Source organism: Millisia brevis NBRC 105863, from assembly GCF_001552615.1.
Lineage (GTDB): Bacteria > Actinomycetota > Actinomycetes > Mycobacteriales > Mycobacteriaceae > Millisia > Millisia brevis.
The window spans coordinates 36,296-52,415 of sequence record NZ_BCRN01000014.1 but is presented as its reverse complement, the minus strand read 5'-3'; the positions used below and the strand labels follow the sequence as shown (position 1 = coordinate 52,415).

15 protein-coding genes are annotated in these 16,120 nt (G+C 70.1%); 8 read left to right on the top strand and 7 right to left on the bottom strand.

All coding sequences use genetic code 11. The annotated features are described in order from the left end of the window. Positions 1 to 11: 11 nt before the first annotated feature. Positions 12 to 368, bottom strand: a complete 357-nt coding sequence (locus MB1_RS18265) for a MoaD/ThiS family protein (RefSeq protein ID WP_245650251.1) — start codon at positions 366 to 368, stop codon at positions 12 to 14. Between the two features lie 3 nt (positions 369 to 371). After that, complete coding sequence (gene moaA, locus MB1_RS18260) at positions 372 to 1,460, bottom strand: GTP 3',8-cyclase MoaA (protein ID WP_066910660.1); 1,089 nt, start codon at positions 1,458 to 1,460, stop codon at positions 372 to 374. Positions 1,461 to 1,568: 108 nt separating this feature from the next. On the opposite strand from moaA, the gene MB1_RS18255 reads away from it, so the two are divergent. The 4 genes from MB1_RS18255 to MB1_RS18240 all read left to right on the top strand — a co-directional run bounded on the left by MB1_RS18255 (position 1,569) and on the right by MB1_RS18240 (position 4,874). Beyond that, the gene (locus MB1_RS18255) at positions 1,569 to 2,795 is read left to right on the top strand and encodes a molybdopterin molybdotransferase MoeA (protein ID WP_066910657.1); all 1,227 of its coding nucleotides are present in this window, start codon (positions 1,569 to 1,571) and stop codon (positions 2,793 to 2,795) included. Then, positions 2,792 to 3,808 carry a bifunctional molybdenum cofactor biosynthesis protein MoaC/MoaB gene (gene moaCB / locus MB1_RS18250; protein WP_066910898.1) on the top strand — a complete coding sequence of 339 codons (1,017 nt, stop codon included), beginning with the start codon at positions 2,792 to 2,794 and terminating at the stop codon, positions 3,806 to 3,808. Before MB1_RS18255 ends, moaCB begins: the two co-directional genes overlap by 4 nt. 308 nt (positions 3,809 to 4,116) lie before the next feature. Further along, positions 4,117 to 4,455, top strand: coding sequence for a histone-like nucleoid-structuring protein Lsr2 (locus MB1_RS18245; protein WP_066910654.1), 339 nt, complete (start codon positions 4,117 to 4,119; stop codon positions 4,453 to 4,455). Between the two features lie 65 nt (positions 4,456 to 4,520). Further along, a complete protein-coding gene (locus MB1_RS18240; protein ID WP_066910651.1) occupies positions 4,521 to 4,874 on the top strand; it encodes a histone-like nucleoid-structuring protein Lsr2 in 354 nt (117 codons plus the stop codon). A 10-nt stretch (positions 4,875 to 4,884) separates the two neighbouring features. On the opposite strand, the gene MB1_RS18235 is transcribed toward MB1_RS18240, so the two are convergent. After that, positions 4,885 to 6,267: a CoA transferase gene (locus MB1_RS18235; protein WP_084352176.1), complete on the bottom strand. Its 1,383-nt coding sequence runs from the start codon at positions 6,265 to 6,267 to the stop codon at positions 4,885 to 4,887. A gap of 262 nt (positions 6,268 to 6,529) precedes the next feature. On the opposite strand from MB1_RS18235, the gene MB1_RS18230 reads away from it, so the two are divergent. Then, positions 6,530 to 8,176, top strand: a complete 1,647-nt coding sequence (locus tag MB1_RS18230) for an ABC-F family ATP-binding cassette domain-containing protein (protein WP_066910648.1) — start codon at positions 6,530 to 6,532, stop codon at positions 8,174 to 8,176. Positions 8,177 to 8,195: 19 nt separating this feature from the next. Here MB1_RS18230 and MB1_RS18225 read toward each other — a convergent pair whose 3' ends face one another. After that, positions 8,196 to 9,041 (bottom strand): helix-turn-helix transcriptional regulator, encoded by an 846-nt coding sequence (locus MB1_RS18225; protein ID WP_066910645.1) that lies wholly within the window; start codon positions 9,039 to 9,041, stop codon positions 8,196 to 8,198. A 224-nt stretch (positions 9,042 to 9,265) separates the two neighbouring features. On the opposite strand from MB1_RS18225, the gene MB1_RS18220 reads away from it, so the two are divergent. Both MB1_RS18220 and MB1_RS18215 read left to right on the top strand, forming a co-directional pair. Continuing rightward, a complete protein-coding gene (locus tag MB1_RS18220) occupies positions 9,266 to 9,961 on the top strand; it encodes a type 1 glutamine amidotransferase domain-containing protein (protein ID WP_066910642.1) in 696 nt (231 codons plus the stop codon). Positions 9,962 to 10,099: 138 nt separating this feature from the next. After that, positions 10,100 to 11,113, top strand: coding sequence for an LLM class F420-dependent oxidoreductase (locus MB1_RS18215; RefSeq protein WP_066910892.1), 1,014 nt, complete (start codon positions 10,100 to 10,102; stop codon positions 11,111 to 11,113). Between the two features lie 30 nt (positions 11,114 to 11,143). Here the strand turns inward: MB1_RS18215 and MB1_RS26205 are convergent, their stop codons facing one another. The 3 genes from MB1_RS26205 to cmtR are packed head-to-tail and all read right to left on the bottom strand — an operon-like array spanning position 11,144 to position 15,386. Beyond that, positions 11,144 to 13,003, bottom strand: coding sequence for a serine/threonine-protein kinase (locus MB1_RS26205; protein ID WP_218000271.1), 1,860 nt, complete (start codon positions 13,001 to 13,003; stop codon positions 11,144 to 11,146). Continuing rightward, positions 13,000 to 15,003, bottom strand: a complete 2,004-nt coding sequence (locus tag MB1_RS18205; RefSeq protein ID WP_439646956.1) for a heavy metal translocating P-type ATPase — start codon at positions 15,001 to 15,003, stop codon at positions 13,000 to 13,002. Before MB1_RS18205 ends, MB1_RS26205 begins: the two co-directional genes overlap by 4 nt. Continuing rightward, positions 15,000 to 15,386 (bottom strand): Cd(II)/Pb(II)-sensing metalloregulatory transcriptional regulator CmtR, encoded by a 387-nt coding sequence (gene cmtR, locus MB1_RS18200; RefSeq protein ID WP_066910636.1) that lies wholly within the window; start codon positions 15,384 to 15,386, stop codon positions 15,000 to 15,002. The genes MB1_RS18205 and cmtR overlap by 4 nt, the downstream gene beginning before the upstream one ends. Before the next feature lie 98 nt (positions 15,387 to 15,484). On the opposite strand from cmtR, the gene MB1_RS18195 reads away from it, so the two are divergent. Further along, a complete protein-coding gene (locus MB1_RS18195; RefSeq protein ID WP_066910633.1) occupies positions 15,485 to 16,105 on the top strand; it encodes a methyltransferase family protein in 621 nt (206 codons plus the stop codon). The last annotated feature ends 15 nt before the right edge of the window (positions 16,106 to 16,120 follow it).

Below are 16,120 nucleotides of genomic sequence, written 5' to 3'. Positions count from 1 at the left end.
CGGCGCGTAGCTCAGCCGCCGGAGAAGGGTGGCAGCACGTCGACGCTGTCGCCGATCGGCTCCTCCTCGGCCCGCACGAGCGCGTCGTCGACCAGGAAGGTGCACACCGGCAGGAGTTCGGCCAGCGCCGGATGTGCGGCGATGATGCTCCGCCGCAGGTCGCCGACGGTTCGCCGGTCGACCTCGAGCGTCTCGCGCGAGAGTCCGACCAGCTCCGCCGCGGAGGCGAAGTAGTTCACCGCGACCGTCGTCGCCGCGACCTCGACCGCAGCCGCGCGGTCGACCCCACCGACCCGGTGGTCCCCGTCGATCCGATTGTCCCCGTCAAGACGATTGTCACCGTCGAGACGATGGCCCCCGCTAGTCACCGATCACCCTCCGATCTGTCCCATCGACCGCTCCGGCGGTACGAAGCCGATCTCGTCGATGCCGTGTCCCGCCGGCTTGCGCCACATCGCCCCGCGCCACAGGTCCGCCACCGTCGCATCGTCCGCGCCGGATCGCAGCGCGGCCCGCAGATCGACCTCGTCGTCGCCGAAGAGGCACGACCGGACGGTGCCCTCGGCGGTCAGCCGGGTGCGGTCGCAATCGTCGCAGAACGGCCGGGTGACCGACCCGATGATGCCGACGACCGCCGGTCCCCCGTCGACCTGCCACAGTTCGGCGGGGGCGGACGGGTCGTCGCGGCCGATCGGCTCGAGCCGGAAACTGCGGGACAGCTCGTCGAGCACATCGCGGGCGGTGATCATCTCGGCGCGCTGCCACCCGTGCTCGGCGTCGAGCGGCATCTGTTCGATGAAGCGCAGGGATGCGCCCTCGGCGATGCACCAGCGCAACAGGTCGGAGGCGTCGCGCAGGGTCGCCCGGTGGGCGACGGCGTTGACCTTGACCGGATCGAGGCCGGCGGCGACGGCGGCGCGGATGCCGGCCAGCACCGCCGGCAGCCGGTCGCGGCGGGTGATGTCGGCGAATCGCACCCGGTCGACGGTGTCGAGGGAGATGTTGATGCGGTCGAGACCGGCGCGGGCCAGGGCGTCCGCCCGGCGGGCCAGGCCGACGGCGTTGCTCGTCATCGAGATCCGCAGATCCGGGCACCGTCGACGGCATCCGGCGACGATGTCGACCAGGTCCCGACGCATCAGCGGCTCGCCGCCGGTCAGCCGCATCTCGCGCACGCCCAGGTCGTCGACCGCGATCCCGACCAACCGGACGATCTCGTCGGTCGAGAGCAGAAGCTGCTCGGGGATGACCGGCAGCCCTTCCTCGGGCATGCAATAGGTACAGCGCAGCGAGCATCGCTCGGTGATCGATACCCGCAGGTCCCGGGCGATTCGGCCGTACCGATCGATCAGCTCCGGGCGGTCGGGGCGACCGTCGTCGAGGGTCGCGGTGGAACCCCGGACCGGGGCGGACCGGACCGAGGCCGTCGGCAGTCCGAGGGCCACGACACGCGATTGCATGTATTCAGTATGGACACGCCCGGGCAGGAGGGGCCGGCAGCGTTCGGCCCGCGGCGGAGTCGGGCGCGTCTAAGAGAGCTCCCCGCGGGGACGCCTACGATGGCACCCATGGAAGGACCCCCCGCCTCTGCGCGGCCGGTGGCGGAACCCTTCGCTCGGTCGGTGGAACAGCACGCCGGTGCGGTGCGCGAGGCGATACTCGCGGCGGTCGGATCGGGATCGGAGGATCTCGATGTCGCGGACGCGGTGGGTCGGGCGCTCGCCGTCGACCTGATCGCACCGATCGACCTCCCCGGTTTCGACAACTCGCAGATGGACGGCTTCGCCGTGCGCAGCGTCGATGTGCGCGCCGCGCCGGTGACGCTGCCGGTCCATACGACGATCGCCGCCGGTGACGGGCGGCCGACGCGGCTGCCCGAGGGCTCCGTCACGCGGATCATGACCGGCGCTCCCCTACCGGAGGGCGCGGACGCGATCGTTCCGGTCGAGGACACCACCCCCGCCGGCCCCGACGCGGTCACGATCGGTACCGCCGCGGGGCCGGGCAGCTTCATTCGTCGCCGCGGTGAGGACATCCGGCTCGACGAGGTGGTGCTCGGCGCGGGCGGGCATCTCAATCCGGCGCGGATCGGTGCGATCGCCGCGCTCGGCCTCACGACGATCCCGGTCCGGCGACGCCCCCGGGTGGCGGTGATCGCAACCGGCGACGAGCTCGCCCCGCGTGGCGGACCGTTGCCCTTCGGCCATGTCTACGACTCGAACGCCCCGATGCTGGCGGCGGCGCTGCGTACCGACGGCGCCGAGGTCACCCTGGTCGACCGCAGCGACGATCGCCCGGACCGTTTCCTGCACCTGCTGACGGCCGCCGCCGCGGCCGCGGATCTGATCGTGACCTCGGGCGGGGTGTCGATGGGCGACTTCGAGGTCGTCCGCGATGTCCTGGAGCCGCGCGGCGGTCGATTCGGCAAGGTCGCGATGCAGCCCGGCGGTCCCCAGGGGCTGAGCATCGTCGACGACACCCCGGTGATCAGCCTGCCGGGCAACCCGGTCAGTTCCCTGGTGTCCTATGCGGTCTTCATCGCCCCTGTTCTGCGGGAACTGGCCGGTCGGCCGGCGACGCCGCGGACCACGGCCGCAGCCGGTCGCGATATCTCCTCGATCGCCGGTCGGCGGCAGTTCCTGCGCGGCCGGGTGGCCGACGGCGTCGTCGAACCGGTCGGTGGTCCGGGGTCGCATCTGTTGGCGACGATGGCGTCGGCGAACGTCCTGATAGATATCCCCGCGGACGTCGTCGCGGTCGCGAAGGGTGACAAGGTACGCGTGTGGGCGATATGAGCGAGCTGAGCCATCTGGCTCCGGACGGCCGGGTCCGGATGGTCGACGTCGGGGACAAGCCGTCGACCAAGCGCGTGGCCATCGCGACCGGCCGCTTCGTCACCCGTCCCGACGTCATCGCACTGGTACGCGGCGACGATCTGCCCAAGGCGGACGTCCTGGCGACCGCCCGAATCGCAGGCATCGCCGCCGCCAAACGCACCCCGGAGCTGATTCCGCTGTGCCACCACGTGGCACTGTCCTCGGTGCAGGTGTCGTTCGAGCTCGACGACACCTCGATCCTCGTGGAGGCGCGGGCGGCCACCACCGGCCCGACCGGGGTCGAGATGGAGGCGCTGACCGCCGTCGCCGTTGCCGGCCTGACCCTGCACGACATGGTCAAGGCGGTCGACCCGGCCGCCCGGATGACCGATATGCGGCTGATCGAGAAGACCGGCGGCCGCTCCGGTAGCTGGACCGCTCCGGCTCTCGGAGCCGATCCCGAGACGATCACGACCGCCGGCGAGGAGATCTCCGCCGCCGACGTCGACGACGTGCGTCGGGGCGTCGTGCTCGTCGCATCGACCGCCGGCGCGGCGGGCACCCGCGTCGACCGGACCGGACCGGTTCTCGTCGACTGGCTGCGCTCGCGCGGCTTCGTGGTGGCCGACCCCGTGATCGTCGCCGACGCCGATATCGCCGAAGGTCTGCGTGCCGCGCTGCGCGGGCGGCCCCGGCTGCTGGTGACCACCGGCGGCACGGGGGTCTCCCCCACCGATGCGACCGCCGACGCGACCGCGCGGATTCTCGATCGCGAATTGCCGGGAATAGCCGAATCGATTCGGCGGTACGGCGAGCGTACGACGCCGTTCGCGGTGATCGGTCGCGGTCTGGCCGGACTCGCGGGAGACACCCTCGTGGTCAACCTGCCGGGCTCCCCCGGCGGCGTGGCGGACGGAATCGCGGTCCTCGATCCCATTCTCGATCATTTGTTGGCGCAGATTTCCGGCGACGCGGATCACCCTGTACGGTAGACACTTGTCACATGCTTTTGCTGTATCGGACTCCAGGACAATTGGTTGACTTTCGAATCAATTGCGAGCAGTTGCTCAGGGCATGGTGACAATGATCGCACCTCCCGCCGGAAGGTAGGCTGAACATACCTTTTAGGGTGAGGAGCAAGGGTTCCGAACACGGTCGGGGTCGCACCCGTGACTTCGTGTCTGTTATATAAAAATAGACGCGGCGTGTGTAATGAATGGCCGGCTCCGAATGTGCGCGTATACTCCCGAACGACAGCACACCGCTGATTGACTAACCAGTAACATTGGAGCAGCCGACCATGGCGAAAAAGGTAGTTGTTCAGTTCGTCGACGACATCGACGATAAGCCGATCACCTCGGGCGGCGAACACATCACCTTTGCCGTCGATGGTGTCGAGTACGAGATCGATCTGAACGACAAGAACGCTCGTGAGTTCCACCGCAAAATCGGCTACTACATCGATTACGCGACCAAGGTCAACAGCCGCCGCGGCCGCAAGCCCTCGGGTCGCCGTCCGTCCGCAGACCCGGGCAACACCAAGGCGGTCCGCGAGTGGGCGGTCGAGAACGGGTACGAGGTCTCCGCACGGGGCCGCATTCCCGCGAATATCGAAGAGGCTTACAACGCCGCACATTAGCGGTCGATCGCGCGCCGCGACCCGACCAGCAATCCGACGAACTACGTGGAAGTGACGGAAGACCGATGGCCAAGCGCGTCCTGGTGCAACTCGTGGACGATATCGACGATCAGCCGATCGAAAGCGGCGGTGAGCACATCACCTTCGCGGTGAACGGCAACTCGTACGAGATCGATCTGCGCGACGATCACGCGGTGGAGTTCCGCCGCAAGTTCGACTACTACATCTCCAAGTCGAAGCGGGTCCGCAATAGCTCTGCCAAGCAATCGGCCGAGAGCGACGCGGCGCGTTCCGCGATTCAGCGAGATCCGGCACAGACAAAGGCAATTCGTGAGTGGGCCACCGCGAACGGAATGAACGTTTCCGCGCGTGGGCGAATCCCCGCCGAGATCGAGCGGGCCTTCGAAGCCGCGCACTGACCACCGGCTGTCACTGCGCCCAGCGGGGCGCGTCACCACCGAGGGGACGCGCCGCAAAGGGATACGTGTCGTATTCGACCAGGGCGGGACGTTCGGTGGTCAGACCACCGGTCGTGACCAGGGTCCGCTCCCCCGGTATCCGAGCCGGTGCGGCGGAAGCGATCCGGCCCGGCGCGTCGAGCAGATATTCCGCGGTCCGCTCCAGGATCACCGCTACCTGTGCGCCTCGACCGTCGGCGAGCCGCCGAGCCAGCGCGTCGATCACCCCGGCGGCCAGCAGATGCCCACTGGCGTGATCGAGCGCTTGCACCGGTAGGGCTCCCGGCCTGTCCGCATCCCCCTCGATCAGCGAGATTCCCGTCGCGGCCTGCACCAGACTGTCGAAGCCGCGCCGCCCGGCCCGCGGTCCACGCGGATCGTGAGCGCACACGCTGCCGTGTACGAGCCCGGGGCGTTCGATGTCGACACCCCATGTTTCGAGTGCACCGGGTCGATATCCGGTCAGCAGCACGTCCGCGCCGGCCAGCAATTCGTCGAAGAGTTGATGATCGTCGCTCGACCGCAGATCCAGCCGGGTGCTGCGCTTGCCCTCGCCCGTCAGGGTATGTTGCCACTCGATCTCGGGCAGCTGCGGCGGATCCACCCGCAGGACATCGGCTCCCAGCAGGGCCAGGTCACGCCCGGCCACCGGGCCCGCGAGTACCCGGGTGAGATCGAGCACCCGAATTCCCGCCAACGGCAACGCCGGATCGTCCGCGATGATGGCGGCGCGGTCGATCGATCCGGTCGCGGTGTACTCGACGATCGGCGCGGACGTCTCCGGCATCGAGGCGCGCCACTGCGATTCGGTCCGAACCCGCACGGCGAGGGCGCCGGCCGCGGTCGCCCGCTGCTCGACGTCGTCGGCCGACAGGTTCGCCACGGCCGCCGCCAGGTCCGCCGCGACGGAGTTGTCGGGCAGATCGAGAACCGTGAGCAATCGCCGATGATGGTGTGGGTAATTCGCGTGCGTCCGAATCCAGCCGTCCGCGGTGGCGAAGAATCCGGACAACGGTGCGAATCCGTTGACCGGGGCGCCGTCGATGCGGATCAGTTTGTCGCTGCCGAACGAGGCGGCGACCCGCTCGGGGTCGAGCCGCCAGGGGCGGTTCGGCAGCTTCCGGGCGAGGCGCAGTCGGTCGATCGCCGTGGCGAGTGCCCCGATCGAGCCGAGGGCGAGGTCGGCGACCGGTAGCCGCGCGGAAAGGAAGCCGGCATTCGGTGCGACGGTGATCGTGCCGGGCGGAGCACCGACGCCCAGGGCGGCGCCGTACGCCTCCACCACACCCGTGACATCGGCGCCGGTCCGCAGGTCGGCGCCGCCGTGGATGGCCGAGACACCGTTGTCGTCCATGGTCGTGACCATACGAGGTGCCCCGGCCGCGATCCCGTCGGGGCGGCCAACCGCCGATATTCGGATGCGTCGCGCGCCGGGTCCGCGCTACCGTGCATGCGTGCACCTGTACTACCTCTGACGGTCCCCGACCGATCGCCGCCCTCGTCGAGTCATTCCGAGGGCCGGCGGTCGACGTCGTCATGACCCGTCGACGGGTCGCCGTCAGGTGTGCACGCCTTCGACACAAGTGAGCGGTGCGCGCCCTCCCCGAAGGATTCCCATGTCCTCCCACTCCGTCGTATCCGCGCGCTCGCGCGCCCACATCGCGGTGTCCGCCGCATCGATCACCCTCGGAGACATCGAGGTTCTGCACCGCGTCGACCTGGTCGTCGGCCCACGATCGCGCATCGCGCTCGTCGGGGAGAACGGTCGCGGCAAGTCGACGCTGCTTCGCCTGATCGCCGGAACGCTGCGGCCCGACTCCGGAACCGTCGCCCGGACCGGCACTCTCGGCCTGGCCGAGCAGGAGATGTCGATCACCGACGGCCGCACCGTCGACGCGGTGATCGCCGATGCCGTAGCCGAATCACGCACGGCCCTGCACGAACTCGAGGACTCCGGCCGCGCCCTGGCCGCCGCCCACGCCTCGGCCGAGGTCGCCGACCGCTATGCGCGCGCTCTCGAGCACGCCGAGATGCTCGATGCGTGGGATGCCGAGCGGCGGGTGCGCCTCGCGCTCGACGCCTTGCGCGCCGAAACCGACGGCAACCGGCCACTATCGGAGCTGTCGGTCGGCCAACGCTATCGGGTGCGACTGGCCTGTCTGCTCGGCGGCGACGCCGACTTTCTACTGCTCGACGAGCCGACCAACCATCTCGATCGCAGCGGCCTCGACTTCCTGACCGAACGTTTGCGGGCCCGACCCGGCGGGGTGGTGATCGTCAGCCACGATCGCGCCTTGCTGGCCGACGTGGCGGAGACCTTCGTCGATCTCGACCCGAGCCCCGACCGCAGGCCTCGCGTCCACGGCGGCGGCTACGCCGGCTACCGCGACGGCCGCCGCGCCGAACGCGAACGCTGGGAACAGGACTACGCCGACCAGCAGCGCGAACGCGCCCGACTGCGCAACGATCTGTCGGCCGCGCAGGACCGGTTGGTGTCCGGCTGGCGCCCCGACAAGGGCACCGCGAAGCATCAACGCGCCACGCGCGCCGGTGGGCTCGTACGCGCGGTCCATCGGCGGCAGGCGGCGCTCGACGCAGCCCCGGTCACCGTGCCCGATCCGCCGCTGGTGCTCCGATTCCCCGACCTGCCGACCCGCCCGGGCCTGCCGGTCCTGTCCGCCGAGGGGGTGACCGTCGCCGACCGGCTGGTCAACCCGGTGTCGGCCCGGCTGCACGGCGCATCGCGTCTGGTGGTGACCGGGCCGAACGGGTCCGGCAAGTCGACGCTGCTCGCGGTCCTCGCGGGCGATATCGGCGCGAGCACCGGACACGTCCATCGCCCGGCCGCGGCGCGGATCGCGCTGCTGCGGCAGGAGTCCGACCTGCCCGGCGAGTTGCGCGCCGCGGAGATCTATCGGCGTCGGACCGCGCAGCTGGTCACCGCCGGCCGGGTGGCGGCCGGCGAGGTGGTCGGACTGTCCGCGCTGGGGCTGCTGCACACCGCGGAGGTGAACAAGCGGGTCGGCGATCTGTCGACCGGGCAGCGCCGCCGGCTCGATCTGGCCCTCGCCCTGGCGGGCCGGCCGAACCTGCTGCTGCTCGACGAACCGACCAACCACCTGTCGATCGCGCTGGTCGACGAGTTGACCGAGGCGTTGTGCGCCACCCCGGCCGCGGTGGTGGTCTCCACCCACGACCGGCGTCTGCTCCGCGATGTCGCGCACTGGCCGCGGCTGACGCTCGGGTCTCCCGCACACGGGTGATCCCGTCGGGTTCGGCGGGTCAGCCGATGGTCTGGGTACCGATCACCGAGAGCAATTGGAGCTTGTCGTAGCTCTCGGTGCCCGGGATCGCGGTGTACACGAGCAGGAAGTGCTGCTGGTCGGGATCGACCAGGGTCTGGCAGGTCAGCTCCAACGATCCGAGTTCCGGGTGCACGAAGTGCTTGACCGGGCCGGCGCGCAGACCGACCTCGTGGCGCTCCCAGAGCTCCCGGAACTCCGCGCTGTCGGCGAGCAGCATCTCGGCGATCTCGGCAGCCCGCGAACCCGGTCCGCGCATGGTGGCCATCGCCCGGGCGTGGGATACCCAGATCCGGGACAACTCCGGGTGATCCGCGCGGCGATAGATGGTGCGGGCGGCCGGATCGGTGAACCACCGGTAGACGATGCTGCGGGAGGGACCGGCGAACGCGGTCAGATCCCCGACGAGGGCCACCCCCAAAGGGGTCTGCAGGAGCGTCTCGCCGAGGTCGTTGACCACCTCGGCGGGCGTGTCCTGCAGACGATCGAGGATGCGCAGCAGTCCCGGCCCCACGTGATGGCTGCCACCGCTGCCCCGCGCGGGCGGGTTGTGTCCGGCCAGCCGGAAGAGGTGATCGCGTTCGTCCAGCGACAGGTGCAAACCCTGTGCGACCGAAGCGATCATCTGTTCCGATGGCTGCGGACCGCGGGCCCGCTCGAGGCGGGCGTAGTAGTCGGTCGACATATGGCACAGTGCCGCGACCTCCTCGCGGCGCAACCCGCTCGTGCGGCGTCTGCGGCCGCGCGGCATGCCGACGTCCTCGGGCTGCAACGACTCGCGGCGGTGGCGCAGAAACTCCGCCAGCCCGTCCCTATCGATCTCCATGCCCCGTCCTCCGTCGGTTCGCCGTCGTCGCGCAACGTATGAAACCCGCAACGTATGAAGCCCTGCGGCCGTTTCTACCCGCCCGACCGCCGGCTATCCACGGTCTGCCGATCCCCCCGTGCGATTCCCGGCGGGCGCGGCGATGCCGTCGCGGCGCCCCCAACCCGCGGTGTTGACAGCCGTCACATCGCGGCCCTACCCTCACCGATGTGAGCAACGTAAACATGCCGGGCGGTGCGCCGAAGCGCATCCTGAACGTGGTCACGAACGTCGGGCACTATGCCGACGCCTCCCACCCCACCGGGTTGTGGTTGTCGGAGTTGACCCACGCATGGGAGGTCTTCGACGAGCACGGCTTCGAGCAGACCCTCGTCAGCCCGGCCGGCGGCATCTCGCCCCTCGAGCCGCGTTCCCTGAAGTTCCCCGGCTACGACCGGTCCGCCAAGGCGTGGCATGCCGACCCGGCTCGAATGCTGCTGCTGGAGAACACGGTCGGACCCGATCGGATCGATTCGGCCGACTACGACGCGATCTACTTCACCGGCGGCCACGGGGTGATGTTCGACTTCCCGGCCAGCGAGGGACTGCAGCGCATCACCCGGGAGATCTTCGAGCGCGGCGGTATCGTCGGCGCGGTCTGCCACGGATACTGCGGGCTGCTCGATACCACCCTCTCCGACGGTTCCTATCTGGTCGCCGGCCGTCGGATGACCGGATTCTCCTGGAACGAGGAGGTTCTCGCGCGGGTGGACAAGCTGGTTCCCTACAACGCCGAGCAGGTGGTCACGGACCGCGGAGCCCGCTACGAGAAGGCGCTGCTGCCGTTCGTGTCCTATGCGGTGGTCGACGGCAATCTGGTGACCGGACAGAATCCGGGGTCGGCGAAGGAGACCGCCGAAAAGGTCGCGGCACTGCTCTGACTCGATCGCTCCGACTCGAACGTCCCGACTCGAGCGATGTCCGGTTCGTCGCGTTACCGAGGATTCGAAATCGGACCGAACGAACAAGTCCCGCTTGGGCCTTGACTTAGAGTGAACTCACAGTCCTACGGTGGAGTCATGACATCGGCAGGAATCCGAAACTCGTCCGGCATTCGGCTCGGGTACCAGATCCCCAACTTCACCTACCCCGGCGGCGATCCCGCCCGCATCTTCCCGACCGTCGCCGCACAGGCCGTCGAGGCGGAGGCCAACGGATTCGACACCGTCCTGGTGATGGACCACTTCTATCAGCTGCCCAGCCTCGGTCGCCCGGACGAGCCCATGCTCGAGGCGTACACGACGCTCGGCGCGCTGGCGACGGCCACCTCGACGATCCAGCTCTCGACGCTGGTCACCGGCAATACCTATCGCAATCCGGCGATGCTCGCCAAGACGGTCACCACCCTCGACGTGGTCAGCGGTGGTCGCGCGGTGCTGGCGATCGGTGCCGGCTGGTATCAGCTCGAACACGAGCAGATGGGCTACGAATTCGGTACGTTCACCGATCGATTCGTCCGCCTCGACGAGGCCCTGCAGATCATCGAACCGATGCTGCGCGGCCGCCGGCCGAACGTCGACGGGCAGTGGTACACCGCCAAGGACACGATCAACGAGCCGCGCATCCGCGATTCGTTGCCGATCATGCTCGGCGGCGGCGGTGAGAAGAAGACCTTCGGCCTGGCCGCCCGGTACGCGGACCATCTCAACATCATCTGCAACGCATCGGAACTGCCACGGAAGGTCGAGGCGGTGCGGCTGCGCTGCGAGGAGATCGGGCGCGACCCGGCCACCCTGGAGACCAGCTTCCTGGCCTTCGTGATGATGGACGACAACGGTGACGTCGCCCGCGGCCAGATCGACGACTTCCTCCGGTCGATCGGGCAGGATCCGACGAACCTCTCCCCCGAGGAGTACGCGGCCGCCACCGACCGCATCTTCGCCGGTACCCCCGACGATGTCGCCGAGCAGATCCAGAAGCGGGTCCTCGACGCCGGCGTCGACGGTGTCGTGATCAACATGGTGCGCAACGGTCACGAGCCCGGTGCCGTCGCGCGCGCCGGCAAGGTCCTCGCGCCGCTCGTCGGCCGCTGACGCCGGTCGGCCGACCTCGACGCCCGCGGATCAGTTGCGCGGCAGGATGCTGACAACCGTCCCGTCGAGGTTGGCCGACAGGTAGGCGCCGCCGTAGTCGTCGGACAGGTACACCAGGACCGTCGGCTTGTCGTCGTTGAAGACCCAGGCCGGATCGACGATGAAGTACCGGTTCGTGGGGGCGGGAATCCCCAACTCCGCCTCCGCGGTCGCGTACAGGCCGGGCAGGATGCTCCAGTCGATCGCGCCGAGGTCGACGGTCGCCCCATCGAGCATTCCGCCCGCACCGTTGCGGGACGCGACACCGTTGCGATACGAGTAGTCGTCGTAGAGCGTCGGATTGTCCGGTAGCGGAGCCTCGGTATTGATGAAATCGGGGTAAACCGTGGTCCGGCCGAACTGCGATGTGCCGCTGGCCTGTTCGAGCGCCGCGATCGCGGTGTCCATCCCCTCCCCGGCCACCAGGTTGATCTCCGGTGCCGCGGGTGCGGTGGTCCGGGGGGTGTCCTCGATCGCTGTGGTCGGCGCCGCCGCCGACGTGTCGATCGCGGCGGGCATCGCTATCGACGTGGCCGCCGCGGTATCGGTGGTGCTCGCGGTGCGCTCCGGCCAGAGGGCGACCACCCCGGCCGCGGCCGCCACGACGCCGACCACCACGGCGCCGATCGCGATCAGCGGTCCGCGCGACGACCCGGACGACCGTTCCGGGACATAGCCGTACGCGCCGGCGGGTCGTTGACCGCCGGCCGGATATCCCCGCCCGTTCGGATGTCCCTGCTGGTGGGGATATCCCTGCTGGTTCGGATGTCCCTGCTGGTTCGGATGTCCCTGTTGGGTGGGGTATCCGTGCGCCGTGGGACCGGGAGCGCTGTAGGCGGCCGGCTGGGCGGCGGACCGGTTCCATCCGGGAGGCGGACCGGCGGGTGCATCCGAAGGGTTGGCTGGACCGGGCGGGAACGTCATCGGTCCCGATGGTCCGGTCCGCGGGTTGTCGGGGACGCTCGGGGCCGGCGTCGGCGGGTGCAGGGAGGTGTAGTCCGAGGGGCTACCCGCCCACATCGCTGCCGCGCCCCCGGCTCGGGCGGCATCGGCGAGCATGGCGTCGAGACGATCGGCGGACGGCCGGGCGGCCGGATCGGCGACCAGGAGCGCCCGCAGCACCGGGGCCAGCGGGCCGGCGCGTTGCGCGGGCGGGATGTCCGCTCGCAGGACCGCCGCGAGGGTCTCCACGGAGGTATCGCGGCGCATCGGGTTGTAGCCCTCGACCGCGACGAACATCACCAACCCGAGTGACCAGAGGTCGGACGCGGGGTTGCCCTCGACGCCGCCGAGTCGCTCCGGGGCCACGTAGCTGAGCGATCCGACCACGCTGCCGGTGGCGGTCAGGCCGGTCATGTCGTTGACCGCCGCGATACCGAAATCGGTCAGCACGGGCGACCCGTCGTCCCGAACGAGGACGTTGGCCGGCTTGACGTCCCGGTGCAGGACGCCGACCGAATGCGCGGCCCGCAGCGCCGCGAGGATGCCCCGGCCGAGTTGGGCCACCTGCCCGGCCGGCAGCGCACCGTCGGTCAGCACGTCCGAGAGCGCATGTCCGCGGACCAGTTCCATGACGATCCACGGATGCGGCTGCTGCGGGGTGTCGACGATGTGGTGGATGGCGACGACGTTGGGGTGGCGGATGCGGGCGAGCGCCCGCGCCTCGCGCAGCACCCGCTCGCGGTGGACGCTCGCATCGGTGGGCGAGTCGGTATCGGCCCGCACCTCCTTGAGGGCGACCTCCCGGTGCAGAGCCAGGTCGAACGCCCGCCACACGGTGCCCATGCCACCGCTGCCCAACTGTTCGATCAGTTGGAACCGTTGATCGATCACGGTCACGTTCGAAGTCACGCGGACAGCCTAGTTTGCCCCTTTCCAGCCTCGGGGACTCGACCGATCGGGTAATCCGGCAGCGGGGCCGCGCGGCGTCCACCGGTTCGGGCGGCCCGCAGTCCGTTGCCGATGATGACGATCTCCGCGATCTCGTGGATGAGCACGACCGCAGCCAGGCCGAGCACCCCGGTCAGGGCCAGGGGAAAGAGCACCACGATGATCGCCACCGCCAGGGCGATATTGCCGGTCATGATCGCTCGACCGCGACGGGCGTGCGCGATCGCGTCGGGGATCAGGCGCAGGTCACTGCCGGTGAAGGCGATGTCGGCGGACTCGATCGCCGCGGCCGAGCCACCGACGCCCATGGCGATGCCGACCGTTGCCGAGGCGAGTGCCGGGGCGTCGTTGATGCCGTCGCCGATCATCGCGGTCGGCCGGCGTTGTGCGAGCCGGCGGATCCGCTCCGCCTTCTGCGCGGGGAGTTGCTCGGCGTGTACGGTCTCGATCCCGGTGCGGGCGGCGATCGCTCGCGCGGTGCGGGCGTTGTCACCGGTGAGCATCACGGTGTCGATGCCCTGCGCGTGCAGCGCCGCGATCGCCTCGGCCGCCTCGGGGCGCGGTTCGTCGCGCACCCCGACGACGCCGACGGTGGCCCCGTCGATCTCGACGACGATGATCGTCATCCCCTCGTCGGCGAGATCGGCCGCCTCCTCGGCGAGTTCGCCGAGTGCGATCCAGCGGTCGCTCCCGACGCGTACCCGGCGCCCCTCGACGCTGCCGGTGAGGCCGCGACCGGGTACTTCGGACACGTCGACCGCCCGCGGGTGTCCGGGAGCCGCCGCGAGCAGTGCTCGTGCCAGCGGGTGACTGCTGGTCGCTTCGACCGCTGCTGCGACGCGCAGCAGGTCGTCGGCGGTGTGGCCGGGGGCGACGCGCGTGGTCACCACACGAGGGTCGTTGCGGGTGAGGGTGCCGGTCTTGTCGACCGCGACGGTGCGGATCGTGCCCAATTGCTCGAAGGCGACGCCCGAGGTGATCGCCACGCCGAAGCGGCTCGCCGAACCGATCGCGGAGATCACCGTGACCGGCACCGCGATCGCGAGTGCGCAGGGCGAAGCCGCCACCAGCACGACGAGGGCCCGCTCGATCCAGATCACCGGATCACCCAGCAGCACACCGAAACCCGCGGTCAGCGCGGCGGCGATCAACACCAGCGGCACCAGGGGGCGCGCGATGCGATCGGCCAGCCGAGCCCGCTCCCCCTTCGCCGCGTGCGCCTGTTCGACGAGGTGCACGATGCGGGTCACGGAGTTGTCGTACCCGTCGGCGGTCGCCTCGATCGTGATCGTGCCCGAGCCGTTGACCGAGCCGGCCGCGACCTCGTCGCCGGGGCCGACCTCGACGGGGATCGACTCGCCGGTGATCGCCGAGGTGTCGACCCAGGACCGCCCGGTGACCGTCACGCCGTCGGTGGCGATCCGATCGCCGGCGCCGACGACAAGGATGTCGCCACGCCGCACGTCGGCGGCGCGGACGGTATGCGCGCCGTCCGGGCGAGCGATGCGTGCGGTGTCCGGGATCAGGGACAGCAGGGCTCGCAGACCGCGGCGCGCCCGCTCCATCGCCCGCTCCTCGAGGGCCTCGGCGATCGAGAAGAGAAAGGCGAGTGCCGCGGCCTCACCGATGTGGCCGAGCAGGACCGCGCCGGCCGCCGCGATCGTCATCAGCAATCCCACACCGAGCCGATCGCCACCGCGCCGCCGGATCAGGCGGCGCAGCGCCTCCGGCACGAAGGTCGCGCCTACGACGGCCAGGGCGAGCGCATAAACCGCCGATGCGATCACCTCGGGTCCGGTGCGTTCCAGGATCATTCCGAGCAGCCACAACAGGCCGGCGCCGACCGGCAGGGCCAGGGCGCGATCCCGCCACCAGGGCATCCGGTCCCGCTCGGCGTCCGGGTTGTAGGAGACGGCCTCGGGCGCCACCACCGGGTCCGGCCCGCAGCACTCCCGGCTCACGGCGACCGGGTACCGGCGTCGCCGGGCTCGGTCGCCCCGGATCCACAGCAGGTGGGGACGACGCAGGCGGCGTCGAGACACGGCGCCCCGTCGTCGACGGCCAGGACCACCTCGACCAGGGCCTCGAGCGCGCGGGTCAGGTGCGGATCGGCGATCTCGTAGCGAGTCTGCCGACCCTCGGCCTCCGCGACGACGATCCCGCACCCCCGCAGACAGGCGAGGTGATTCGAGACGTTGGTGCGGGAGAGCCCGAGCTCGCGCGCGAGCACCGCCGGGTATCCCGGCTTCTCCAAGAGGGACAACAGAATTCGTGAGCGTGTGGGGTCGGCCATCGCACGGCCCAGACGGTTCATCGCGTCGAGCCGGGACGCTATAGTCAGCACACAATGACTATACAGCGATCGCTGACCAATCAGCACCTCCGTGCCCGCACTGCCCGAGCCCGGCTCGAGGCGACCCGTCCCGTGACGGGTTCGCGGCGATGAGCCCGGCCGCCCTGGCCCTCTGTCTCTACGCGGGCTATCTCGTCGCCGCGTTCGGAGTGCGGGCGTGGCTGATGTACCGACGGACGGGCTCCACCGGGTATCGGGGACTGTCCGGGCCGGTCGGCTCGGCCGGCTGGTGGGGCGGTGTCGGATTCATCGCCGCACTCCTGCTCGGCCTGGCCGCACCGATCCTCCAGATGCTCGGCGTCATCGATCCGGCGCCGATGCCGACCGCGGCCCCCGCGCTCGGCGTCGGGGTGATGCTGCTCGGCACGGCCCTGTCGCTGCTCGCCCAGACGGCGATGGGACGCAACTGGCGGGTCGGTGTCCGCGACGACGAGACGACCGACCTGGTGCGGGCCGGCCTGTTCGGGTTCGTCCGAAATCCGTTCTTCACCGCCCTGATGCTCACCGCGATCGGACTGGCCCTGCTCGTCCCCAACCCGATCGCCGTCGCCGCGGTGCTCGCCCTCACGGTCGCCATCGAGGTGCAGGTCCGCGTCGTGGAGGAGCCATATCTGCTTGCCACGCACGGCGCGAGCTACCGCGAGTACGGTGCCCGGGTCGGCCGCTTCGTGCCGGGTATCGGCAGATTCCACTCCCCCGACCCACGGTAGAACCCGACCCGACGA

Excerpts from the sequence above, each read along its gene's own strand:
- moaA (WP_066910660.1), bottom strand. The coding sequence starts at position 1,460 with ATGCAATCGCGTGTCGTGGCCCTCGGACTGCCGACGGCCTCGGTCCGG.
- MB1_RS18255 (WP_066910657.1), top strand. The coding sequence starts at position 1,569 with ATGGAAGGACCCCCCGCCTCTGCGCGGCCGGTGGCGGAACCCTTCGCT.
- moaCB (WP_066910898.1), top strand. The coding sequence starts at position 2,792 with ATGAGCGAGCTGAGCCATCTGGCTCCGGACGGCCGGGTCCGGATGGTC.
- MB1_RS18245 (WP_066910654.1), top strand. The coding sequence starts at position 4,117 with ATGGCGAAAAAGGTAGTTGTTCAGTTCGTCGACGACATCGACGATAAG.
- MB1_RS18240 (WP_066910651.1), top strand. The coding sequence starts at position 4,521 with ATGGCCAAGCGCGTCCTGGTGCAACTCGTGGACGATATCGACGATCAG.
- MB1_RS18235 (WP_084352176.1), bottom strand. The coding sequence starts at position 6,267 with ATGGACGACAACGGTGTCTCGGCCATCCACGGCGGCGCCGACCTGCGG.
- MB1_RS18230 (WP_066910648.1), top strand. The coding sequence starts at position 6,530 with ATGTCCTCCCACTCCGTCGTATCCGCGCGCTCGCGCGCCCACATCGCG.
- MB1_RS18225 (WP_066910645.1), bottom strand. The coding sequence starts at position 9,041 with ATGGAGATCGATAGGGACGGGCTGGCGGAGTTTCTGCGCCACCGCCGC.
- MB1_RS18220 (WP_066910642.1), top strand. The coding sequence starts at position 9,266 with ATGCCGGGCGGTGCGCCGAAGCGCATCCTGAACGTGGTCACGAACGTC.
- MB1_RS18215 (WP_066910892.1), top strand. The coding sequence starts at position 10,100 with ATGACATCGGCAGGAATCCGAAACTCGTCCGGCATTCGGCTCGGGTAC.
- MB1_RS18195 (WP_066910633.1), top strand. The coding sequence starts at position 15,485 with ATGAGCCCGGCCGCCCTGGCCCTCTGTCTCTACGCGGGCTATCTCGTC.